Origin of the sequence: Microbaculum marinisediminis (assembly GCF_025397915.1) — a bacterium.
Taxonomy (GTDB): domain Bacteria; phylum Pseudomonadota; class Alphaproteobacteria; order Rhizobiales; family Tepidamorphaceae; genus Microbaculum; species Microbaculum marinisediminis.
Map to the genome: position 1 here is coordinate 157,765 of NZ_JALIDZ010000007.1, position 23,743 is coordinate 181,507.

The following is a 23,743-nucleotide window of genomic DNA, read 5'->3' on the forward strand; positions in this document are numbered from 1 at the left end:
GACCGACGGTCGGCGCGGGGTCAGTTGCCGGCCTTGACCTTGTCGATTTCCGCTTTCAGCGCCTCGTAGACAGCGGGACCGTCGACGCCCTTGGCCGAGATCTGCTTCAGAGCCTCGTCGCTGTACGGCTTCAGCGCGGCATTGATGGCGGCAAGCTGATCGTCGGCGGGGACGACGAATGTCATCTTGCCGCTTGCCTTCATCGTCTCCATGGCGCCGGCGTCCGCCTTGTCCCAGACCTGGCCGGCAAGACGGGCGAGGTTTTCGCCCGACACGCTCGTGATGGCGTCCTGATCTTCCTTCGACAGCGCGTCCCACTTGGCCTGGTTGATGACCACGAAGAACGAAACGTTGTAGAGGCCGCCGGGCATGATCAGGCCCTGGTCGAGCACTTCGTTGACCTTGAAGGCGGTGATGGATTCGGCCGGGAACTCGATGCCGTCGGCGACGCCGCCGGACAGGATCTCGTAGGCCTTGGTCACAGGCGCCTGGATTGGCACGAGACCGAGCGCTTTCGCGGCTTCCTGGGCGAAGCCGCCGCCGATACGGATCTTCGACCCCTTGATCGAGTCCATAGAGCTGAGATCGCGGCCCTTGGTCCACAGCTGGCCGGGCCCGTGGGTGAACACGCTCAGCACATGCGTGCCTTTGTGTTCGTCGACCTTGGCCAGGTCCTGTTCATAGATGCGCCAGTAGGCGACCGACAGCCACTCCGACTTGTCGGACAGGCCCGGCAACTCGGCGATGGTGGTCACGCCGAAGCGGCCCGGCGTGTAGTTGTGGACGCCATAGGTGACGTCGGCCACGCCGTTGACGGCGAAGTCGAAATGCGCTGGCGGCGGACCCAGCGGGGCTTCGAGCACTTCCATCTTGACCCGGCCCTGGGTCGCTTCCTCGACCTGCTCGGTCCAGGGCACGATGATTTCCGCGAGCAGCGGATGTTTGGGAGGCAGCCAGTTGGCGACGCGCAGAACGGTCTGTGCCGAAGCCGGCGTGACCGAAAGCGCCACGCCCGTGGCGACGAGTAAAGCTGCGACAGTCTTTTTCATGGTCAGTTCCCTCTTGTTGTCGCGTTCTCGGCCAAGCCCCTTATGCCGGGGCGTTTGTCGCCTCGGCCGCGATGCGTGAAACCTCGTCGATGCGCACCTTGCCCATCGCGTTCTTCGGCAGTTCCGCGACGAACACCACGTCGCGCGGATGCTTGTAGCGAGCCAGCTTCCCCTCGAAATGCGCGGCGATCGTCTCCCGGCTCACCGTTGCGTCGGCGGCCACGATGACGGCGACGGGCACGGCTCCCCAGCGCGGATCGGGCCGGCCGACGACGCAGCACTCGGCAACGCCGTCGATCTCGCGCAACAGCCGTTCTGCTTCGGCCGGATAGATGTTCTCGCCGCCGGAGATGATCACGTTCTTGATCCGGTCTCTGAACCAGTAATCGCCGTTCTCATCATATTCGGCCACATCGCCGGTCCGAAACCAACCCTCGGTAAAGGCTTTCGCGGTCGCGTCCGGATCGTTCCAGTAACCACTCGCGACATGTGGGCCCCGCACCAGGATTTCCCCGGCAACGCCCGGCCCGAGATCGTTGTCGGCGGTATCGACGATGCGAACCTCCGTATGCAGTCCGACCTGGCCCATCGAGCCGACGGTCGCATAGGCCTTGTTGATGCGCTGGTAGATCGCGATCGGCGCGGTCTCCGAGGAGCCGTAGACCTGAATGACGGGCACGGAGCGGGCGTGGAACGCGGCGATCAATTCGTCCGGCACGATCATCGAACCGGTCGCCAGCGCCCGCAGCGACGACAGATCGGTCTTGGCCCAGTCGGCATGGCCCGCCACCGCTGCAATGGTCGCCGGCACCAGCACCGACAGGGTTGGGCGGTCGTCGTCGACCGCTTTAAGGAACGCTGCCGGATCGAACTTCTCGTGCAGCGTCACGGTCGCGCCGAGATGGAGCGCCGGTGTCGTCTGGATGTTGAGCCCGCCGACATGGAACATCGGCAACACGGTCAGCACGTGGTCGTGCGACGTCATGTCGTGCATGTGGATCGCATTGATCGCGTTCCAGGCGATGGCGGACTGGGTCAGCACGGCGCCCTTCGGCCGGCCGGTCGTGCCCGAGGTATAGACGAGCAGCAGCGGGTCCTCGGCGCGGCCGCTCCGGTCCGGCGCGGGACCCGCCGCCGCGATTAGGTCGTCGAGCGTGTCGGCGCCGTCCAACGGTCCGTCCACCGCGACGCGACGGCAGCCGTCGGGATAGTCATCCTCGGAAAGCGCCGCGAGCAACTGTTTGTGACCGATCGCCGCCTTGGCGCCGGCGTTGCGCAGGATGAAGGCGTGCTCCGGCGCGGCGAGGCGCCAGTTGAGCGGCACGACGATCATGCCCAGCCTGGCGGCGGCGAACATCAGGACGAGAAGATCGGGATGGTTGAACCCGAGCCAGGCGATGCGGTCGCCGCGACGGGCACCGAACGCGCTCGCGAGCACCCACGCCATCTTGTCGACGCGCCCGGCGAGGCCGGAATAGCTGAGCGTCTCGCCGGCGAAACGGATCGCCGGCTTGTCCGGTTGGAAGCTGGCGTGCCGTTCAATCCAGAGCGAGATGTCGCGCATCGAATAGGGCTCAGTCGTCCGTTTCACCCGGTTTGTAGAGTGCCTCGCGGCCGATCCGGTCGAGGCAGAGTTCTGCGGTCCAAGGCAGCATTAGCGAGCCGCAGCGGCTGTCGCGATAGAGCCGTTCGAGCGGCAGGGTCTTCAGCATCGACTGGCCCCCGCAGGTGCGGATCGCGAGCTGACAGAGCTCGTTGGCGTTCTCCATCACCGTATACTGGGCTGCATAGGCGCGCAGAACCTGTTCTTTCGACGGATCGGCCTTTGCCTCGGTCACCGCCTGGAACCACAGCGCCTTCGTCTGCTGCAGCATGACGAACATCTGCGCCAACGCGATCTGCTTGGTGGGGAACTTGCGGCGCTTCTCCGGCCCGGTATTCGGGATCTCGCCGCGCAGGTACCTGACCGTGAAGTCGACCGCGGCCTGGGCGATGCCGAGATAGGTCGGTGACAGCGTCATGAACATGTGCGGCCAGCGCGAGGCGGCCTGGTAGTAGACGCCACGCGGCATCAGGGCGGCGTCGTCGTCGACGAAGACGTCCTCGAAGATCAGCGTGCGCGAAACGGTGCCGCGCATGCCGAGCGGATCCCAGTCGCCGACCACCTTAACGCCCTCGGCATCGGCGGGAACCGCGATGTACATCGTATCGCGCCGCGACGGCCTCTCGCCCGGCTTCATCTCGCCGCACAGGACGCCGTAGTAGTTTGCCGAGCCCGACAGCGAGGCGAAGATCTTCTTGCCGTTGATGAGCCAGCCGCCGTAGACGCGCTTGGCCGACGTCGAGAACGGCACCACGCCCGCCGCCGCCGCGCCGCCCTCGGAGAACGGCTGGGCGTAGATCGCGCCCTTGTCGATGATCCGCTCGTAGTGCATCGCGCGCCGTCGAAGGTGCTCTTCGCGGTCGTCCGCGGACATCTCCAGGTCGTCGGAGAGCGGGCCGGTCCAGAGGCACGAGCAAACGTGCATGTTCCAGGTCAGCGCCGTCGAGCCGCAGTAGCGGCCGATCTCGGCGGCCGTCGTCGCGTATCCGCGGAAATGCGCGCCCGCGCCACCATGCTCCTCAGGCACGCAGATGCCGAGCAGGCCGACCTCGTGCATGTCCCGGTAGTTCTCTGTCGGGAAGATCGCTTCCCGGTCGTACATGGCCGCCCGCGGGGCGAAGTTGGTCTGACCGATCTTTCGCGCCCGCGCGTTAAGCTCGGCTTCCTTGTCGGACAGCCGAAACGCCTCCGGATCGAAGATCGGCTGGTCGAGATCGATCGTATCGAGATCCAACACTGTCATCGGGGCTCCTACGGAAGGTCGTTGAGGAATCTCCTTACCGCCTCGGCGAAACGGCCTGGGCATTCGAGCGGGGCGAGGTGGCCGGTCTCCGGCAGGGTCTCGATCCGCGCGCCCCTGATCTTCTCGGCCATGCGCTGCATGGTCTTCAGCGGGGCATTGGTGTCCTGTTCGCCGGCGATCAGGAGCGTCGGCACCGCGATCCGCGCCAGTTCCTCGCGGCGGTTGAAGGTGACGAGGCAGGTCAGCCCGGCACGGTAGCTCTGCTCCGGAAGCTCCGACATCAGTGTCGTCGCCGTCGGGCCTGCCTCCGGGTCGGGGTTCGACCCGAGCAGATCCTTGGCGAAACTCTGCGCCAGCTCCGGCATCGTCACGCCCTGGTCGAGCGGTGCGAGCCTGGCCGCCAGGAACTGCTTCTGGAATTCGCCGTCCGGGCTGCCGAAGACAGGGGTCGTGCCCGACAGGATCAGCGCCGCGACGCGGCCGGGATGGCGCGCGGCGATCTCCTGCGCCAGCATGCCGCCGATCGAATGGCCCAGGAACACCGCCCGGGCGATACCGGCCCTGTTCATGTCCTCGACGACGGCATCGGCCATGCCCGCGAAGGTGAACCCGTCGTCCAGGGGCTTGCCGCCGTAGCCGGGCATGTCCCAGGGGACGATCGCGAAATCGTCCTTCAGCCGGTCGATGACCGGGGTGAACATGCGGCAGTCCGAGCCGACACCGCTGAACAGGAAGAGGGGCGCGCTCATCCCTCGACTCCCGCGAGGCGGCCGCGCTCGACGACCGCGACGCCGTCGAGCGTGATCGTGCAGTTGCGGGTCGGCAGGTCGAAATGGCCCTTGGTGTAGCGGTTGGCGAATTCGTTGGCGCCGGTGGAGAACAGGAAGTTTCCGGCGAAGGCGCGCAGTTCCGTGCCGTTGGTCTCACGCTGGTCGTACATGGTCAGCGCCTCGTAGCGCGCGCCTTCGTTGAGCCCCCAGCCGACATGGCTGACGGCATAGGCCTCCCGGTCGCCCCACGCTTCCAGATAGCGGCGCATCAGTTCCGCGTCGGTGCCCGTTCCCAGGACGTCGGTCACATAGTCGTTCTCGATGACGAAGGTCACCGCGTGCTCGAAATAGCGCTTGAACGTCAGGTTCACGTCGCCGACATCGAAGACGAGCGTGCCGTTCACGGAATTCGCCTTGGGAAAGCTGACGACGACCCCACCCGGCCAGTGGGCGACCGTCTTCGGCCGGTCGGTATAGCCCCACACGCCGGCGGTCGCGGCGTCGCGCATATCGACGGTGAGGTCGGTGCCGGCGGCCGACATAACGCGCATTTCCGTCGCGGCCCGCGCCTGCTTCACCGCCGCTTTGACCCGCGTCTCCATGGATGGATGCGGGATCAGCCGCTCGAGCGCCTCGGGGTGTTCGTTGGAAATCATCTGGATGCGGGTGCCGCCGGACAGGATTTCGGGCATTTCCGGCGAATGCAGGAGGCCCTCCACCGTGCAGTCGACGACGAGCGTCGATGCTTTCAGCGCCTCGATCGCGGCCCGCTGGTTGGTCAGGGCCAGCGATGCCCCTGTCGAGCGGACCGGCACCGGCGCGTCCTGCGGCGGGGTGGGAACGACGACATGAAAGGCGGTCACGCCAAAGCGGGCGAGCGCAAGCTCGGCGAGGTGGACGTTGAGCGTCCGGGACTGGGTTTCCGAAAGGATCGCGACCTGTTCGTCCGACGTAACCTTGCAGAGCTCGAACACCCTGACGAAGGCGTCGATCCACTTGGCTTCGATCCGGTCGCTCAGCATCAATTCCCGTCCCATTTTGTCTTGCATGCGAGGCAATCTCGACGGGGTTTGTCACCCTCGTATTTTTATCAAGACTAGCACTCGCCTTTTTATATGAAAAGTGATAATTTTATACTTGAAGTAAGTTTGTGGGGGCATGCGCGAAGAATAACGCGAGGGAGGCCCGCGGTGAGCAACGCGAATTCCTTTCGGATGGCGCTGGGACGGTTCGTCACCGGCGTGACCGTCATTACCGCCCTGGACGAGAACGGCGAGCCCGTTGGGCTCACCGCCAATTCCTTCAATTCGGTTTCGCTCGATCCACCGCTCGTCCTGTGGAGCCTGGCGCGCCGGTCGAAGAACCTGTCGGCCTACGAGAGCGCCTCGCATTTCGCCGTCAACGTGCTGTCGGTCGACCAGAAGGCGATCTCGGATCGTTTCGCCAGGCCCGTCGAGGACCGTTTCTCCGGCGTCGAATGGGAGCCGGGCACCGGCGGCGCGCCGGTGCTGAAGGGCTGTGCCGCGGTTTTCGAATGTTCCAAGGAGCAGTGCTACGAGGGCGGCGACCACGTCATCTTCCTCGGTCGCGTCGAGAGCTTCGACGAGGAGAACCGCGTGCCGCTGGCCTATCACGCCGGCCGCTATGCCACGACCGCGCACTATGCCGGCGAATTCACCAACGGCCCATTCCAGGACGATTACCTGCTTTATCTTCTCGCGCGCGCGTCCAGTCTGGCCAGCGCCGAGTTCCATGCCGAACTCGCCAGCCTCGGCGTGCCGGTGCCGATGTGGCGGATTCTCGCGATCCTCAGCGGCAGCGAGGGCCATCCCGTCGGTGAGATCGCCGCCCGGGCCCTTCTCAAGCAGCCGAACGTGACGAAGATCGTCAACCGGCTGGAAGAGCTGGGACACGTCCGGCGGACCGCCGACCCGGATGACCGGCGCAAGGTTCTGGTGCGGATTACCCCGGCCGGAGAGGACCTAGTGGCTTCACTGATCGTCCGGGCCCAGGCGCATGAAGCCAGTCTGCTCGGCACCCATACGCCGGCGGAAGCGGAAATCCTCAAGCGGGGGCTGAAGCAGCTCATTCGCCGCCTGGCCGAACGCCAATCGGGACTTCTGTTTGAGGCGCCGGAGATGGAGGCGGTTTGAGCCGATTCGGTCTGTCGGCCGGTATGCTTCCATTCCGGTCGTCGGCGTAGTCTAGTGCGCGGATGGCCTTCACCCTCCGCCAGCTCCAGTACTTCATCGCGGTCGCCGGGCAGGGCACCGTCTCCGGCGCGGCGCACACCCTGTCGATCTCGCAGTCCGCTGTGACCGAGGCGATCAAGGAGCTGGAACGCGATCTCGGGGTCGAGCTGTTCGAGCGCCATCCGCGCGGCCTGTCGATCACCCACAAGGGGCACCAGTTCCTCCGCCACGCGACCAAGATCCTGGCGGATGTCTCGGATGCGCGCCGAACCTTCTCTGAGGAGCAATCCGCCGCGACCGGCAGGCTGCAGCTCGGCGTCACCTCGCTCGTCGCCGGCTACGTGCTGTCGGACCTGCTGGCGCGCTATCGCCGTGCCTTTCCCGCGATCGAGGTCTCGGCGATCGAGGACAACGGCGAATATCTCGAACACCTCCTGATCGGCGGGGAGCTCGATGTCGCGGTGATGGTCATCTCCAATCTGCGCGATCGCATGGCGCTGCAGGCCGAGATCCTTGAGGTCTCGCCCTACCGGCTGTGGCTGCCGCTGGGCCACCGTCTTGCCAGCGCCGATATCATCAATGTCAGCGACATCGCCGCCGGGCCGCTGATCATGCTCACTGTCGACGAGATCGAGGAGAACACGGGCAAGCTCCTGTCGGCGCTCGGTGCGCGGCCCCATGTTGCCTTTCGCACCCGCTCGGTCGAGGCGGTGCGCAGCCTCGTCGCCACCGGGGCGGGCATCGCGCTCCTGCCCGATCTGGTCTACCGGCCATGGTCGCTCGAAGGCGACCGCATCGAGTCCCGCGACATCGCCGACCCGCTTCCCGTCGTCCAGGTCGGGGTGGTCTGGCGCCGCGGCTCGCACTTGCCGGAGTCCGCGCGGGATTTCGTCGGCATCGCCCAGACCCAGCGGGTGCTTCGGCAGCGATAGCCGATAGATATCGGATATTCCGATATCGACCTTCTGATAAATGAAATTGCGAAACCGTTCGCAAGTCATGACGATACGGTCCCGGGAGTGCGCCGCCGGGAGGGTGGCGGCGCGTTGACCGGGAGAGAACACATGAAAACCGTCCTGAAATCCTGCACCGCCATGGCGGTGATCCTGAGTTTTGCCGGCCAGGCCGTGTCCGCCGAGATGATGACGAAGCTCGGCGAAGGCGAGGGGCAGGTCGATATCGTCGCCTGGCCGGGCTACATCGAGCGCGGCGAAACCGACGCCGCCTTCGACTGGGTGACAGACTTCGAGAAGGCGACAGGCTGCAAGGTCAACGTCAAGACCGCCAACACCTCCGACGAGATGGTGGCGCTGATGAACGAAGGCGGCTTCGACCTCGTCACCGCCTCCGGCGACGCGTCTCTGCGCCTGATCGCCGGCGACCGCGTCCAGCCGGTCAATGTCGATCTGATCCCGAGCTGGAATACCGTCGACGAGCGCCTTCAGAGCGCGCCATGGCACACCGTGGACGGCAAACACTACGGCACGCCCTATCAGTGGGGCCCGAACGTGCTGATGTACAACACCGACGTGTTCAAGGAGGCTCCGGCGAGCTGGAACGTCGTATTCGAGGAGATGGATCTTCCCGACGGCAAGTCCAATGTCGGCCGTGTCCAGGCCTATGACGGCCCGATCCATATCGCCGACGCCGCCAACTACCTGATGTTCCACCAGCCCGATCTCGGCATCAAGAGCCCCTACGAGCTGAACGACGACCAGTACAAGGCGGCGCTGGATCTGCTGCGGGCGCAGCGCAAGCTCGTCTCCCGCTACTGGCACGACGCCTTCATCCAGATGGACGACTTCAAGAACGAGGGCGTGGTCGCCTCGGGCTCCTGGCCGTTCCAGGTCAATATCCTGCAGAGCGAGGGCCAGCCGATCGCCTCGACGATCCCCGAGGAGGGCGCCACAGGCTGGGCGGATACGACGATGATGCACGCCGACGCCGCCCATCCGAACTGCGCCTACATGTGGATGGAGCACTCGCTGTCGCCGAAGGTCCAGGGCGATCTCGCCGCCTGGTTCGGTTCGGTTCCCTCGGTTCCGGCCGCCTGCAAGGGCAACGAGCTGCTGACCGACGAGGGCTGCGCCACCAACGGCTTCAACGACTTCGAGAGGATCAAGTTCTGGCGCACGCCGGTCTCCAAATGCGAGAGCCAGGGCGAATGCGTCCCCTATTATCGCTGGGTCTCCGACTATATCGGCGTGATCGGCGGCCGCTGAGCCGTCGGGACGCGGGTGCTCTCTCGTTGCCCGGATGGCAGGGCCGTCCGGGTCGACGGGGAGGCGCGGCTCGGGAGTTTGTTCAGGGCTCCGTGCTGACACCTTGCTCCGCGCATTCCCGTTTTCGGGGGAATGAGCGGAATAGTGACAGGCCGTTGCGATATGGCGGGTATCGTGGTCCCGCCTTGGCGAACGGCAGAAGCCAGACGGCGAATGCGTTTATGACAGCGGCAGTTTCCTTCCAGAAAGTCTCGCGCCATTTCGGTGTGGTGCGCGCGGTCGACGATGTCGATCTCGACATCGCGCCGGGTGAGTTCTTCGCCATGCTCGGGCCGTCGGGCTCCGGCAAGACCACTTGCCTGCGCCTGATCGCCGGCTTCGAGCAGCCGACATCGGGCCATATTGAGATCTTCGGCGAGACCGCGGAGGGCGTGCCGCCCTACCGCCGCAACGTCAATACGGTCTTCCAGGACTACGCGCTGTTCCCGCATCTGAACGTGATCGAGAACGTCGCTTACGGCCTGATGGTGCGCGGCGTGGCGAAAGCCGAGCGCCGAAAGGTCGCCGAGGAGGCGCTGGATCTCGTGCAGCTTCCCGGCTACGGCGACAGGAAGCCGGGCCAGCTCTCCGGCGGCCAGCGCCAGCGCGTCGCGCTTGCCCGCGCCCTCGTCAACAAGCCCAAGGTTCTGTTGCTGGACGAACCGCTCGGCGCCCTCGACCTGAAGCTGCGCGAGCAGATGCAGGAGGAGCTCAAGGCGCTGCAGAAACGCCTTGCCATCACCTTCGTCTTCGTCACCCACGACCAGGGTGAGGCGCTGTCGATGGCCGACCGCATCGCCGTCTTCAACGAAGGCCGCATCATGCAGATCGGTTCGCCCGAAGCGATATACCAGCGCCCGGCCTCGCGTTTCGTGGCCGACTTCGTCGGCTCCTCCAACGTGTTGCCGCCGGACTTCGTGGAAAGACATACCGGTGCCAGGCGCTGGGCGAGCCTGCGCCCCGAGGCGGTCCGGGTCGAGCCCGCGGCGGCCGGCACCATCACCGGAACGGTGGTCGCCTGTAACTTCCTCGGCGCATCGACGCGGATCGCCGTCGACGTCGAGCGCCTGCGCCTGCACGCGATCCTGCCCGCCTCGCAGGAGGCGCCGGTCGAGGGCGATACGGTTGCGCTGGCCTGGTCGGCGGCGGCCCTGCACCTGATGGACGACACGGTATGAGCGCGGCGGCCTCCCACGCCATCCTGCCCGGCCGCGGTGGCGTCTTAGCAAGCCTGTCGGATCTGCTGTGGCGTCGGCCGGGATTGTTGCTGCTGGCGATGCTGGCGCCGCCGGTCCTCTGGCTGGGCATCATCTATCTCGGTTCGCTGTTCGCGCTACTGGCCCAGAGCTTTTTCTCGATCGACGAGTTCTCCGGCCTGATCCGCTACGAGCTGACGCTGAAGACCTACGGCGAACTCTTGCGCCCGTCCAACATGGACATCATCCTGCGGTCGGTCCTGATGGCCTCGGCTGTCACCTTGGCCGCGGCGATCGTCGCCTTTCCGGTCGCCTACTACGCGGCCCGATACGCGCGCGGCAAATGGAAGGCGCTGTTCTATCTCGGCGCCATGCTGCCGCTGTGGTCGAGCTATCTGGTCAAGGTCTATGCCTGGAAGCTGATCCTGGCCAAGGAGGGCATCCTCACCTGGGTCTTCACCAAGCTGCACCTGATGTGGCTGCTCGACGCGGTCCTGTCGATCCCGGTCCTGGGCGGCAACTCGCTGTCGGTGAGCTATATCGGCACCTTCCTGGTGTTCCTCTACGTCTGGCTGCCGTTCATGATCCTGCCGACGCAGGCGGCCCTGGAGCGGGTGCCGGTCAGTCTGATCGAGGCGTCCTCGGATCTCGGCGCGGCGCCGGGACAGACCTTCCGAAACGTGCTGCTGCCGCTGGCGCTGCCGGGTATCGTCGCCGGCTCGATCTTCACCTTCTCGCTCACCTTGGGCGACTACATCATTCCGCAGATCGTCGGCTCGTCGCGGCTGTTCATCGGCCAGGCGGTCTACGCCCAGCAGGGCACGGCCGGAAACATCCCGCTGGCGGCGGCCTTCACCGTCGTTCCGATCGTCATCATGGGCTTCTACCTGTGGGGCGCCAAACGGCTGGGGGCGTTCGATGCACTCTGACCGGACCCACCGCGCACCGCTGGGATTGAAGATCGCCGCCGCCGCCGGGCTCTTGTTCCTGCACCTGCCGATCCTGCTGATCTTCGTCTACGCCTTCACCACCGAGGAGCGCAGCTACCAGTGGCCGCCCCCCGGCTTCACGCTGCAGTGGCTCGGTGTGACGTGGAACCGTCCCGATGTCTGGGAGGCGCTCGGCCTGTCGCTCAAGGTGGCCAGCATATCCACCGCGATCGCGCTCGTACTCGGTACGCTTTGCGCCGCCGCCGTATCCGGCTCGCGTTTCTTCGGCCGGGAGACGATCTCGCTCCTGGTCATCCTGCCGATCGCGCTGCCCGGCATCATCACCGGCATCGCCCTGCGTTCGGCGTTTTCCATCGCCGATATTCCCTTCTCCGTCTGGACCATCGTGCTTGGCCACGCGACCTTCTGCGTCGTCGTCGTCTACAACAACGCGATCGCCCGCTTCAGGCGCACCTCCGGCTCGCTGATCGAGGCCTCGATGGACCTCGGCGCCGACGGGTTCCAGACCCTGCGCTACGTGATCCTGCCCAATATCGGCACGGCGCTCGTCGCCGGCGGAATGCTCGCCTTCGCGCTGTCCTTCGACGAGGTGATCGTCACGACCTTCACCGCCGGACAGCAGGCGACCCTGCCGATCTGGATGCTGGAGGAGCTGGTGCGCCCGCGCCAACGCCCCGTCACCAACGTGGTGGCGATGGTGGTCGTCCTGGTGACGCTCCTGCCCATCGTCGCCGCCTACTACCTGACCCGCGGCGGCGCCGAGATCGCCGGCCACGGCAAGTGAAGTCACTTCAAGTGAGGGAGTGCCCCATGAATGCGCCCGTGAATACCGAAATGCTGATCGGCTCCCGGTTCGAGGCCGGCAAGGAAACGCCCGAGACTATCCTCAATCCGAAGACCGGCGAAACGATCCTCGATCTGCCCGAGGCATCCAGCGCCCAGATCGATGCCGCCGTCGCCGCCGCCGCGAAGGCTTTCACCACGTGGTCGCGCACGACGCCGGCCGAGCGGTCGGGCTATTTGCTCAGGATCGCCGAGCGCATCGAGGCCGAGGCCGATGCGTTCGCCGCGCTCGAGGCGCTGAACTGCGGCAAGCCGATCAATGCGGTGAAGGGAGACGAAATCCCGGCGATCGTGGACTGCTACCGCTTCTTCGCCGGTGCCGTTCGCTGCGTGCCCGGTACGGCCGCGGGCGAGTATATGTCCCGCTTCACTTCGATGGTCCGCCGCGACCCGATCGGTGTCGTCGCCTCCATCGCGCCGTGGAACTATCCCCTGATGATGATGGCCTGGAAGCTCGCGCCGGCGATCGGCGGCGGCAACACGGTCGTCTTCAAGCCCTCCGAGCAGACGCCGCTGACCGCGCTGAAACTGGCCAGGATCCTCGCCGACGTGCTGCCCGAGGGCGTCGTCAACGTGGTTCTGGGCCGCGGCGAGAGCGTCGGCAACGCGCTGATCAATCACCCGAATGTCGATATGATTTCGCTGACCGGTGACGTCGCCACCGGCAAGAAGATCCTGCAGGCCGCCGCCAGGTCGGTGAAGCGCACGCACCTGGAGCTTGGCGGCAAGGCGCCGGTCATCGTCTTCGACGACGCAGATATCGGCGAGGTCGTCGAGGGCCTGCGTGCCTTCGGCTATTACAATGCCGGCCAGGATTGCACCGCCGCCTGCCGCATCTATGCCGGCGACAAGGTCTACGAAAAGCTCGTCGCCGACCTGTCCGCCGCCGTTTCGACCATCAAGTACGATGAGGAAGACGATTCGGTGAACGAGATCGGTCCGCTGATCTCGAAGCGCCAGCGCGAGCGCGTGTCGAGCTTCGTGGAGCGGGCATCGGAACTGAACCACATCGAGATCACCACCGGCGGCAAGCCGGCGGAGGGCAACGGCTTCTTCTATCAGCCCACCGTCGTCGCGGGCGCCCTGCAGACCGACGAGATCGTCCGCCGCGAGGTATTCGGGCCCGTCGTCTCGGTCACGCGGTTTTCGGACGTCGAGGAGGCGGTCGTCTGGGCCAACGATTCCGACTACGGCCTCGCCTCTTCGGTGTGGACTGGCGACGTGTCGCGGGCGATGGCGACGGCGGCGCGGCTGCAGTACGGCTGCACCTGGATCAACACCCACTTCATGCTGGTCAACGAGATGCCGCATGGCGGCCTGAAGCAGTCCGGCTACGGCAAGGACATGTCGCTCTACGCGCTCGAGGACTACACCGCCCTGCGCCACGTAATGGTGAAGCACGGCTGAGGGCGGACGTCGCGGGGCGGCGGGAAGAGGCGGCTTCGCCCGCCCGTCCCCGCGTCGCCCGTTCCGGTCCGGGCCCGATTCCATCAGCGGTATACGGGTTCGTCAGTGATGTACGGATGCGCCCGTGTCGTCCCAGATGTTGCCCGACCAGACGTTCCCGACACCGTCCGGATTGTAGGCGGTGACGGGGCCATAGTAGCCGCCGCGGCTGAAATAGAGGCGCGAGAACCGGTTGTTCGTGACTTTGATGTTGTAGGTGGCCGGCGCGCCGCTGTTCTGTCCCGCGTACAGCGTGTAGCCGCCGCCCGCCATCAGGTTGTCCGAGATGGTCCGGTTGGCCTCCAGTCCGAAATCCTGGAACAGGCTAATGGCGTCGGTCTGTCCCAGAGGATTGAAGACCGTGTTGTGAATGATGTCGAGTTGCTGGGTGGACCCTGTCGACGTCGTGCCGTTGGTGTGGTCTCCGGGCTCGAAGCCGGGGCTGTGAATGAAATTGTGCGCAATCAGACCCTGGTAGATTTGGACGCCCGTTGACCAGCCGTAGATGTTGCATCGGCGGATCGTCGTGTTCTTCGCGTCCCCGTAGACGTCCTTGATCGCGGCCTCGACCCGGCGCTCGCCCTTGGCCGGACCGACCGTGCAGCGGTCGATCGTGGTGTTGTCGGCATGCCGGATCGCGATGCCGAAAAATCCGCTGCTGTAGACGCGAACGTTGTCGATGGTGACATTGTCGGCGACGACGTCGACTGGACCATTGACGATATAGTCCCTGAACACCGCGCCTTCGGTGTCGATCGTGACCCATCCGCGCGGGTCCCAGCGCCAGCCGGGGCCGGACTGGACGTCGTCGGGAATGGTCTGGAGGTCGACGTCGACTTCACGATACCGGGTGATGAACCGGAACCGTTTCTTTCCGCGCAGCTTCTTGCGCTTGATGACCCATTTCTTCTTCTTGATTCTTATGACCCTCTTGACCTTCAGTTTGGTCACGATCCCCGTGTTCGTCGCGTCGGGATAGCCGCATTTGCTGGGCGCCTCGGCGCAGTTGAGCGCCGTTTCGGCCTGTGCCCGTGCGGGGGCACCAAGAACGAAGACAAGAAAAAAAGCGAACAGAAGAGCGCCAGGAAGCAGAACCCGGCGTTTGAGATCGCGTGGGCGCGCGGTCGGTATCATGGACAAAGTCGTCAGCCTCCACTCTGCCCTCCGTCCTGCCTGGTCAGTCGCCCCACACCTCCGGAAATACACGCGTGGGCGTTACCGGTGGTTGAGCGCGCCGGCTAAAATTTGACCAATCAAGTATTTATTCGGGAGGTGATGCCGCGAGGCCTGGACTGGTCGCGTTCTCCGCGTCCCCATACCAGAGGCAATCACTTCGCCGATCTGCTAGGCTCGCGCGCATGCTGAATCGACGCCTGATTGTTCCTTTCCTCCTTGTCCTTTTGGTGCTGGTGCCTGGAGCGTCGGCCACCGCGGCCGCCGGCGATCCCGTCAACGGTCGGCTCGTCGTCGAGAGATGGTGTTCGCTTTGCCACTCGGTCAACGGCGTGAACACCGATCCCGACCGCGCCCCGACCTTCGAGCAGATCGCCAATCGCGACGGCCGCGACAGGGCCTATCTGTCCCGGATGGTGCACGAGGACCACTTCCCGATGACGACATTCCGTCTGTTCGAGGACGAGAAGCGCGACGTCGTCGCCTTTATTCTCTCTTTGAGCAGAAATTAGCGGTCCGCATCCGTGAATTGCCGGATTGAAGGGGCCGATTGACAGAGATCATTTGCATACGAATGGATATCGCATAATATAAGTATACGAACGATCTCTGCGGAGTGCTCGCTATGGCCGCGATCGATACCCAGCGCGTCCTCGACGTCCATCACTGGACGGACCGACTGTTTTCCTTTCGCACGACCCGTGACCCGGGTTTCCGCTTCGAGAACGGCCAGTTCGTGATGATCGGCCTGCCCGTCGACGGCCGCCCGCTGCTGCGCGCCTATTCGATGGCGAGCGCGAACCACGAGGACACGCTCGAGTTCTTCTCCATCAAGGTGCCCGACGGTCCGCTGACGTCGCGGCTCGCCCAGATCCAGGAAGGCGACCAGATCCTGGTCGGCCACAAGCCGACGGGCACCCTGGTCCAGGACAGCCTGTTGCCGGGCAAGCGCCTCTATCTGATCTCCACCGGCACGGGCGTCGCCCCGTTCGTCTCGATCATCAAGGATCCGGAGGTCTACGACCGCTTCGAGGCGGTGGTCCTCGTCCACGGTTGCCGCTTCGTCGAAGACCTCGCCTATGGCGAGCAGATCGTCGACAACGTTCTCAAGGACGAAATTCTCGCCGAGATCATCGGCGACAAGCTGCACTATTATCCGACCGTCACGCGCGAGCCGTACGAGCGCAAGGGTCGGGTCACCGACCTGTTGCGGTCCGGCGCGGTTTCGGGGTCGTTCGGCCTGCCGCCGCTCGATCCGGATGCCGACCGGGTGATGATCTGCGGCGGTCCGGCGATGCTCGCCGACATGGTCGAGATGATGAAGGATATGGGATTTTCGGAGGGATCGGCCTCGCGGCCGGGGCACTACGTGATCGAAAAGGCCTTCGTCGAACGCTGACGCCGTGCCGCTTGCGGTGAGGTAGTGAAGCTGATCGACTGGGGCATCGATCGGGGGGAGGAGGAAACGGCTTTGAGCGATGAAGCCGTCCAGTCGGCTGTTTCGGGCGCCCGCCAGCGGCGGGTGAGCGGCATCGACGTCGGCGGCACCTTCACCGATCTCGTCATCCACGAAAACGGTCCGGACGGACCGGCGGTCCGCATCGCCAAGGTGCCGACCACCCTGCCCAACCAGGCCGAGGGGGTCCTGTCGGCGATCGCGCTGGCCGGCGTCGCCCCCGCCGACATCGATCTCCTGATCCACGGCACCACGGCGACCACCAACGCGATCCTCGAACGCAAGATCGCCCGGGTCGGCCTGATCACCACGGCGGGCTTCCGCGACACGCTGGAGCTCGGCCGCCGCACGCGGCCCAGGCCCTATGGCATGACCGGGAAGTTCAGCCCGCTCGTTCCGCGCGACCGGCGCCTCGAGGTCGACGAGCGCATGGACGTGAACGGCCAGGTCGTCCGCCCGCTCGACGAGGCCGGAGTCGCCGCGGCGGCCCGCGCGCTGCTGGCGATGGGGTGCGAAAGCGTCGTCATCCACTTCCTGCATGCCTATGCCAACCCGGCGCACGAGCTGCGCGCCGGCGAGATCGTCCGCGAGATATGGCCGAACGATTACGTCACGCTCGGCCACGCGCTGCTGTCGGAGTTCCGCGAATACGAGCGCGGCACCACGGCGACGGTGAACGCCGCCGTCCAACCGATCCTCGACCGCTATGTCCATCGCCTGCAGGGCGATCTGGAGGCGCAAGGCTTCGCCCACGACCTTCTGGTGATGAACGGCAACGGCGGCACCGTTTCGGCCCGCCTCGTCGCCCGCGACGCCGCCAAGACCGTGATGTCCGGTCCCGCGTCCGGTGTCATCGCCGCCGCCGCGACGCTACGGCAATCGGGGCTTGAGAACGCGATAACCTACGACATGGGCGGCACCTCCACCGACGTCGCGTTGATCCACGGCGGCGTGCCGGAAGTGTCCTCCGAACTCTCCATCGACTACGGCCTGCCGATCCACGTGCCGATGGTCGACGTGCGCACGGTCGGCGCCGGCGGCGGATCGATTGCCTCGATCAACGCGGCGGGCGTCCTCAGGGTCGGGCCGGAATCCGCCGGCTCCGCGCCGGGTCCGATCTCCTACGGCCGCGGCGGCACCGAGCCGACCATCACCGACGCCAACATGGCGCTCGGCCGCCTCGATCCCGCCGGCCTCACCGCGGTGGAGGGCACCGTCGATGTCGATGGCGTTCGCGCGCGCATCGACGCGGCGCTGGCGCGGCCGCTCGGCTACACGAGCGAGGAAGCCGCCGCCGCCGTCCTGAAGCTCGCCAACACGCACATGGCCGGGGCGATCCGGCTGGTGTCACTGTCGCGCGGCTACGATCCGCGCGATTTCGTGCTGTTCGCCTTCGGCGGCGCCGGACCGCTGCACGCCGTCGCCATCGCCCGCGAACTCGGCATTCCCGAGGTGCTGGTGCCGGCGCGGCCGGGTCTCACCAACGCGCTGGGCTGCCTCGTTGCAGATCTCCGGCAGGACCTGGTCAACACGGTCAACGAGCCGCTCGCGACCCTCGACATGGCCGCGGTGAAAGCGACGCTCGAGGCCCAGCGCGCCCAGGGGCAGGCGGTCAACGCGGCGAGCCGCGACGAGATCGCCGAGACGGTCGTCCTGCATGGCGCCGACATGCAGTTCCGTGGTCAGACCCACCTGATACGCGTGCCGATCCCGTCGCCGGACGTGAGCCGCGAGGCGCTGCAGGCGCTTTTCGAGGACGCCTATTTCGCCCGCTTCAACGTCCGCCTGCCCGAGATTCGGGCCGTGCTCGTCAATCTCGTCACCTCGGTGATCGGCAAGCGGCGCGGCATCGAACTGTCCTCCCTCGCCGGGACGGCGGAGGGGGAGGCCAGGATCGGCACGCGCGCGCTCTACGCCGACGGCAACTGGCACGAGGCCGCCATCTACGGCCGCGACCGGCTGCGGCCCGGCGACGCGTTCGCCGGCCCGGCGGTCGTCCAGCAGATCGATGCCACGACCGTGATCGAGCCCGGCGCGACAGCGTGCGTCGACACGGTCGGCAACCTGCGCATCATGGTCGGGGAGGCCGCATGACCACCCGGACACCAGTGACCAGCCGGACACCAGAAAGCGTCGATCCACTCACCCTGGCCGTGATCCAGGCGGCGCTGCAGCAGGTCTGCAACGAGATGGACCTCGCCTTCTCGCGCTCCGCCTTCTCCCCGGTGATTGCCGAGGCAGACGACCGCTCATCCGGCATCTACGACCGCCACACCGGCGCGCTGATCAGCCAGGGCGAACTCGGCCTGCCCGTCTTCGTCGGCACCATGCAGTATTCGACCGCCGAGCTGATCCGCCTGATCGGCGAAGGCAACGCCGGCGCGCCGGAGCCCGGCGACATCTACATCGTCAACGATCCCTATCTCGGCGGCACGCACCTGATGGACGTGCGCTTCGCCATGCCTTTCTATTACAACGGCGAGCTGTTCTGCTGGCTGCAGAACACCGGCCATTGGCCCGACGTCGGCGGCATGGTGCCGGGCGGCTTCTCCGCCCACGCCACCGAGGTCGAGCAGGAGGGCCTGCGCCTGCCGCCGGTCAAGCTGTTCAAGCGCGGCGAGATGGACCGGGAGATCTACGCGATCCTGTGTTCCAACATGCGCGTTTCCGACCAGCGCATCGGCGACATCAAGGCCCAGGCCGCGGCCCTCTATGTCGGCGAGCGCCGGCTCTGCGATCTGATCGACCGCTACGGGCTCGACACGATCACCCGGGCGATCGGCGAGATACGCGACCGCGCGGCGACGCTGATGCGCGCGCACATAGCCGAGATTCCGGACGGCACCTACACCTCGGAGGCATTCGTCGACTCCGACGGCGTCGTCAATGAGCCTTTGAGGATCGCGCTCATCGTCACCAAGGCCGACGACAAGCTGCACTTTGATTTCTCGAATAGCTCGCCGCCCTGCCAGGGGCCGATGAATTCCGTCGTCGCCACCACTTATTCGTCGGTCTATCTGGCGGTCCGACACATCTTTCCGGACATCCCGCTCAACTCCGGCGCGTTCGAGCCGCTGGTGATCGAACGGCCGGAAGGCACGTTCCTCGACGCGCGCTATCCCCGGCCCGTCTCCGGCTGCGCGGCGGAGGTCTCCCAGCGCATCGCCGAATCCGTGTTCCTGGCGCTGGTGCAGGCCATTCCGGACAAGGTGACGGCGGCGCCGGCCGGTTCGTCCGGCAACTTCGCGCTCGGCGGCTTCGATCCGGCCAAGGGCTCGGGCTACGTCATGTACCAGATCTCCGGCGGCGGCTATGGCGGCAACGCCGACCATGACGGCCTCAGCAACGGCTGTTCGACCATCGGCATTTCGCGCACCCCGCCGGTCGAGGTCATGGAGCAGTATTTCCCGGTGCTGTTCCACCGCTTCGCCCTGCGCGAGGGCTCGGGCGGCGCGGGCCTGCATCGCGGCGGCTTCGGCGTCCACTACGAGGTCGAGGTGCTGCGCGGCGACGCACGCGCCTCATTCGTCATGGACCACGGCCGTTTCGGTCCGCCCGGCGTGCTCGGCGGTGCCGATGGCGGGCCGAACGTCGTCAAGGTTCACCGCAACGGCACGGTGATGATCCCGGAGCATCTGTCCAAGGACCAGGGCATCCCGATGCAGGTCGGAGACCGGGTCGAGGTGATGACGCCCGGCGGCGGCGGCTATGGCGACCCGTTCCTGCGCGATATCGCCGCCGTCCGCAACGATTTCCGGATGGGCTACTATACGGCCGACGAGATCCGCCAGCGGTTCGGCGTGGCGATCCGTGCGGACGGCACGGTCGACGACGTGGAGACGGCACGCCTGCGCGGCCAGGCCGGACCTGCGTCCCGGATGACGGCGTGAGGGAGAGCGGAATGGCGGCCTATTTCCGACCTGTGACCCTCGACGAAGCACTGGAGATCCGCGCGAACGGGCCGGTGACGATCCTGGCCGGCGGCACCGATGTCTATCCTGCGCGCGCGAACCGTGTCGCCTGGGGCGATATGCGGCGCGACGATATCCTCGACATTTCCGCGATCGAAGAGCTGAGGGGATTGGAACAGACCGCCGATGGCCTGCGTTTCGGCGCGCTTGCGACCTGGTCCCGGTTGCGTGGCGCCGATCTGCCCGACGCCTTCGCCGGGTATCGGGCGGCTTCCCGCGATGTCGGCGGCGCGCAGGTGCAGAACCGCGGCACGCTGGTCGGCAACATCTGCACCGCCTCTCCCGCCGGCGACGGCATCCCCTGCCTGCTCAGCCTCGACGCCGGGATCGAGATCGCTTCGCCGCGCGGCCGCCGCACCGTGCCGATGGCCGAGTTCATCGACGGCTACCGGCACACGGTCTGCGGGTCCGACGAGATCGTCACGGCGATAATCGTGCCGCATCCCCCGGCGGGCGCCCGCGGCGCCTTCGTCAAGCTCGGCGCCCGGCGCTATCTCGTCATCTCGATCGTCATGGTCGCCGCAGTCCTCGCCGCCGACGAGGACGGCATCGTCACCCACGCCCGCGTCGCGGTCGGCGCCTGCTCGGCGGTCGCGCAACGGCTGGCGGCGTTGGAGACGGCTCTCGTCGGCCGGCCGCTCGTCGCCGCGCCCGATCTCGTTTCGGCGGACCTGGTTACGGGACTGGCGCCCATCGACGATGTGCGAGGTTCCGCGGCGTTTCGCGCGGCCGCCGCCATCGATGCGGTTCGTGACGCCCTGTGGCAAGTGACCGGCACCGGCCGGCGGAGTGCGGCATGATGCTCGACAAGGCGCAGACGGCAACGACAGCGATCCGCTTCAGCGTCAACGGCGACGCCGTGACCGTGTCCGCCGATCCGTTCGCGAGCCTGGCCAGCACGCTGCGCGACAGGCTGGGTCTGACGGGCACGAAGATCGGCTGCGACGCCGGCGATTGCGGTGCCTGCACCGTTCGTCTGGACGGCGAGCAGGTCTGCGCCTGCCTCGTCGCGACCGGGCAGGCCGAAGGCGCGGTTATCGAGACGGTCGAAGGCCCCGGACCGGACGGTCTCACCGACAAGCTGCGCAAGGCGTTCCTGGTGCACGGCGCCGCCCAGTGCGGGATCTGCACCCCGGGCATGCTGATGGCGGCGACCGATCATCTCGCCCGCAACCCCGGTACCGCGCGCGCCGAGGTCGAGGACGCGCTCGGCGGCGTGCTCTGCCGCTGCACCGGGTACCTGAAGATCGTCGATGCGATCATGGACGTCGCCGAAGGCCGGGTTCTCGAGACGCCGACGGCCGCGGGCGGAAACGCCGTCGGTGCCCGCATCGCCCGCGTCGATGGCTGGGCCAAGGTTGCCGGCACCGACCGGTTCGGCGCTGATGAAGCGCCAGCCGACGCCTTGTGGATGCGCGTCGTCCGCTCGCCGCACGCACGGGCGACCTTCACGATCGGCGATCTCGATGCGGTCGTCGCCGCGACGCCGGGCCTCGAAGCGATCCTGACCCACAAGGATGTGCCCGGCGATAACCGCTTCGGCATCTTCCCGCACACCCGTGACCAGCCGGTCTTCGCCGAGGGCCGTGTCCGCTTCCGCGGCGAGGCGGTCCTGGCGCTGGTCGGCACCAGGGACGCCGTCGACTCCCTGAGCGACGCGGACCTGCCGATCGCGTGGTCGGTGGAAACGCCGATCGTCGGCGTCGAGCAGGCGCGCGCCGCCGGCGCCGCCGCGGTGCACGCCGACAGGCCCGACAACGAGCTCGCCGCCGGCAGGCTCAGGTGCGGCGATGTCGATGCGGCGCGACCGGCCGCGGCGGCCGTCGCCGAGGGCCGTTTCGAGACGGCCTTTGTCGAGCACGCCTATATCGAGCCGGAAGCCGGCTTCGCCGTCGCCGTCGGCGACCGCGTGGAAGTCACCGTCTGCACGCAGGCCCCCTACATGGACCTGGAGGAGACGGCCCGCGTCCTCGGCGTCGACGCCGCGAAGGTCCGCATCAGGCCGACCGCCTGCGGCGGCGGTTTCGGCGGCAAGCTCGATGTCTCGGTGCAGCCGCTGCTGGCGGTCGCCGCGCGGGTGACCGGCAGGCCGGTTCGCGTCGTCTATACCCGCACCGAGTCGATGGCCTCGACGCCGAAGCGCCATCCCTCCAGCCTTTGGGCGCGCGCCTCCGCCGACGGCGACGGCCGCTTGCTGACCTACGAACTCGAAGGCGACTTCAACACCGGCGCCTACGCGTCCTGGGGCCCGACGGTCGCCGGCCGCGTGCCGGTCCACGGCACCGGCCCCTACACGGTGCCCAACGTCCTGAACAACGCCCGCGCGATCTACACCAACGAGACGCCCTCCGGCGCCTTCCGCGGCTTCGGCATCCCGCAGGCGGCGATCGCCCACGAGACCCTGATCGACGATCTGGCCGAGACGCTTGGCATCGACCGCTGGCAGATCCGACGCATCAATGCCATCGGCAACGGCGACACGACACCGTCCGGCCAGACGCTGCATGCGTCCGCCGGCCTGCCCGAATGCCTGGACGCCCTTAAGCCGGACTGGGACGCGGCGCTGACGCGCGTCGCCGAGTTCAACGCCGGCGGCGACGGTCGCAGGCGCCGCGGCGTCGGCATCGGCTGCATGTGGTATGGCTGCGGCAACACCTCCGTCGCGAACCCGTCGACGATGCGCATCACGCTGGGTCGCGATGGGCGGCTGACCTTCTTCAACGGCGCCGTCGACATCGGCCAGGGCTCTTCGACGGTGCTGCTGCAGATGGCCGCCGACGGGCTCGGCCTTCCGACCGGCTGTTTCGACATGGTGGTCGGCGACACCGATCTCACCCACGACGCCGGCAAGACGTCGGCGTCCCGGCAGACCTACGTTTCCGGCAATGCCGCGCGCCTTGCCGGCGAGGATCTGCGCGCCAGGATCCTCAAGCTCGTCAATGCTGGCGACGACGCGGTGCTTAGCCTTCGTGGCGACAGGGTCACCATTGCCGACGGACAGGCGTCGCACGTCATCGACCTCTCCGCCCTCGACGCCGATACCGAGGGCACCGTGCTCGAAGGCCTGGGGACCTGGGACCCGCCGGCGACCCCGCTCGACGAGAACGGGCAGGGTAGCCCGTACGGCACCTACGGTTTCGCCGCGCAGATGGCCGAGGTCGAGGTCGACCTACGCCTGGGAACGGTGACGGTGATCGAAATCGTCGCCGCCCATGACGTCGGCCGCGCCATCAACCCGACGCTGACCGAGGGGCAGATCCACGGCGGCATCGCCCAGGGGCTCGGCCTAGCCCTGATGGAGGAATACATTCCCGGCCGCACCGAGAACCTGCACGACTACCTGATCCCGACGGTCGGCGACATTCCGCCGATCAAGACCTACCTGATCGAGGACGCCGAGCCGACCGGGCCCTACGGCGCGAAGGGCGTCGGCGAGCCCGCGCTGATCGCCACGCCGCCGGCGATCCTCGGCGCGATCCGCCACGCCACGGGTGTCACGATCCGCCGGGTGCCGGTGCTGCCGCACCGCCTGTGGCAAGCGCTGCGCGAGAAGGAGGGCGCCGCGTGACGACGATCGACAAAAGCCCCGC

The 23,743-nt window shown here is 66.7% G+C and carries 19 protein-coding genes; 13 read left to right on the plus strand and 6 right to left on the minus strand.

The window, feature by feature from the left end:
- Positions 1-20: 20 nt before the first annotated feature.
- Genes MUB46_RS16235 through MUB46_RS16255 form a run of 5 tightly spaced genes read right to left on the minus strand, consistent with a single transcriptional unit; the run spans position 21 to position 5,687 of the window.
- Complete coding sequence (locus MUB46_RS16235; RefSeq protein ID WP_261616977.1) at positions 21-1,049, minus strand: TRAP transporter substrate-binding protein; 1,029 nt, start codon at positions 1,047-1,049, stop codon at positions 21-23.
- Positions 1,050-1,089: 40 nt separating this feature from the next.
- Positions 1,090-2,613, minus strand: coding sequence for a class I adenylate-forming enzyme family protein (locus MUB46_RS16240; protein WP_261617128.1), 1,524 nt, complete (start codon positions 2,611-2,613; stop codon positions 1,090-1,092).
- Positions 2,614-2,623: 10 nt separating this feature from the next.
- Positions 2,624-3,895, minus strand: coding sequence for an acyl-CoA dehydrogenase family protein (locus MUB46_RS16245; RefSeq protein ID WP_261616978.1), 1,272 nt, complete (start codon positions 3,893-3,895; stop codon positions 2,624-2,626).
- A gap of 8 nt (positions 3,896-3,903) precedes the next feature.
- Positions 3,904-4,644, minus strand: coding sequence for an alpha/beta fold hydrolase (locus MUB46_RS16250; RefSeq protein ID WP_261616979.1), 741 nt, complete (start codon positions 4,642-4,644; stop codon positions 3,904-3,906).
- Positions 4,641-5,687: a 2,5-dihydroxypyridine 5,6-dioxygenase NicX family protein gene (locus MUB46_RS16255; RefSeq protein ID WP_315902754.1), complete on the minus strand. Its 1,047-nt coding sequence runs from the start codon at positions 5,685-5,687 to the stop codon at positions 4,641-4,643. The genes MUB46_RS16250 and MUB46_RS16255 overlap by 4 nt, the downstream gene beginning before the upstream one ends.
- A 168-nt stretch (positions 5,688-5,855) precedes the next feature.
- On the opposite strand from MUB46_RS16255, the gene MUB46_RS16260 reads away from it, so the two are divergent.
- From MUB46_RS16260 to MUB46_RS16290, 7 genes are all read left to right on the plus strand, one after another.
- On the plus strand, positions 5,856-6,818 hold the full coding sequence (locus tag MUB46_RS16260) for a flavin reductase (RefSeq protein WP_261616981.1): 963 nt from the start codon (positions 5,856-5,858) through the stop codon (positions 6,816-6,818).
- 62 nt (positions 6,819-6,880) lie between these two features.
- Positions 6,881-7,789 carry a LysR family transcriptional regulator gene (locus MUB46_RS16265; protein ID WP_261616982.1) on the plus strand — a complete coding sequence of 303 codons (909 nt, stop codon included), beginning with the start codon at positions 6,881-6,883 and terminating at the stop codon, positions 7,787-7,789.
- 132 nt (positions 7,790-7,921) lie between these two features.
- Positions 7,922-9,079, plus strand: coding sequence for an ABC transporter substrate-binding protein (locus MUB46_RS16270; RefSeq protein WP_261616983.1), 1,158 nt, complete (start codon positions 7,922-7,924; stop codon positions 9,077-9,079).
- A 221-nt stretch (positions 9,080-9,300) separates the two neighbouring features.
- On the plus strand, positions 9,301-10,296 hold the full coding sequence (locus MUB46_RS16275; protein WP_261616984.1) for an ABC transporter ATP-binding protein: 996 nt from the start codon (positions 9,301-9,303) through the stop codon (positions 10,294-10,296).
- Positions 10,293-11,243 carry an ABC transporter permease gene (locus tag MUB46_RS16280; RefSeq protein ID WP_261616985.1) on the plus strand — a complete coding sequence of 317 codons (951 nt, stop codon included), beginning with the start codon at positions 10,293-10,295 and terminating at the stop codon, positions 11,241-11,243. Before MUB46_RS16275 ends, MUB46_RS16280 begins: the two co-directional genes overlap by 4 nt.
- Complete coding sequence (locus MUB46_RS16285; RefSeq protein WP_261616986.1) at positions 11,233-12,048, plus strand: ABC transporter permease; 816 nt, start codon at positions 11,233-11,235, stop codon at positions 12,046-12,048. Before MUB46_RS16280 ends, MUB46_RS16285 begins: the two co-directional genes overlap by 11 nt.
- A gap of 38 nt (positions 12,049-12,086) precedes the next feature.
- Positions 12,087-13,514 (plus strand): gamma-aminobutyraldehyde dehydrogenase, encoded by a 1,428-nt coding sequence (locus tag MUB46_RS16290; protein ID WP_261617129.1) that lies wholly within the window; start codon positions 12,087-12,089, stop codon positions 13,512-13,514.
- 102 nt (positions 13,515-13,616) lie between these two features.
- Here the strand turns inward: MUB46_RS16290 and MUB46_RS16295 are convergent, their stop codons facing one another.
- On the minus strand, positions 13,617-14,504 hold the full coding sequence (locus tag MUB46_RS16295) for a right-handed parallel beta-helix repeat-containing protein (RefSeq protein WP_261616987.1): 888 nt from the start codon (positions 14,502-14,504) through the stop codon (positions 13,617-13,619).
- Positions 14,505-14,911: 407 nt separating this feature from the next.
- Between MUB46_RS16295 and MUB46_RS16300 the strand changes: the two genes are divergently transcribed.
- From MUB46_RS16300 to MUB46_RS16325, 6 genes are all read left to right on the plus strand, one after another.
- Complete coding sequence (locus MUB46_RS16300) at positions 14,912-15,238, plus strand: cytochrome c (protein ID WP_261616988.1); 327 nt, start codon at positions 14,912-14,914, stop codon at positions 15,236-15,238.
- A 113-nt stretch (positions 15,239-15,351) separates the two neighbouring features.
- Positions 15,352-16,125 (plus strand): ferredoxin--NADP reductase, encoded by a 774-nt coding sequence (locus tag MUB46_RS16305; protein ID WP_261616989.1) that lies wholly within the window; start codon positions 15,352-15,354, stop codon positions 16,123-16,125.
- A gap of 72 nt (positions 16,126-16,197) precedes the next feature.
- Positions 16,198-18,276 (plus strand): hydantoinase/oxoprolinase family protein, encoded by a 2,079-nt coding sequence (locus MUB46_RS16310; RefSeq protein WP_261616990.1) that lies wholly within the window; start codon positions 16,198-16,200, stop codon positions 18,274-18,276.
- Positions 18,273-20,072 (plus strand): hydantoinase B/oxoprolinase family protein, encoded by a 1,800-nt coding sequence (locus MUB46_RS16315; RefSeq protein ID WP_261616991.1) that lies wholly within the window; start codon positions 18,273-18,275, stop codon positions 20,070-20,072. The genes MUB46_RS16310 and MUB46_RS16315 overlap by 4 nt, the downstream gene beginning before the upstream one ends.
- 11 nt (positions 20,073-20,083) lie before the next feature.
- Positions 20,084-20,953, plus strand: coding sequence for an FAD binding domain-containing protein (locus MUB46_RS16320; RefSeq protein WP_261616992.1), 870 nt, complete (start codon positions 20,084-20,086; stop codon positions 20,951-20,953).
- Entirely contained in the window at positions 20,950-23,721 is a 2,772-nt protein-coding gene (locus MUB46_RS16325) for a molybdopterin-dependent oxidoreductase (RefSeq protein ID WP_261616993.1), read from the plus strand. The genes MUB46_RS16320 and MUB46_RS16325 overlap by 4 nt, the downstream gene beginning before the upstream one ends.
- Positions 23,722-23,743: the final 22 nt, after the last annotated feature.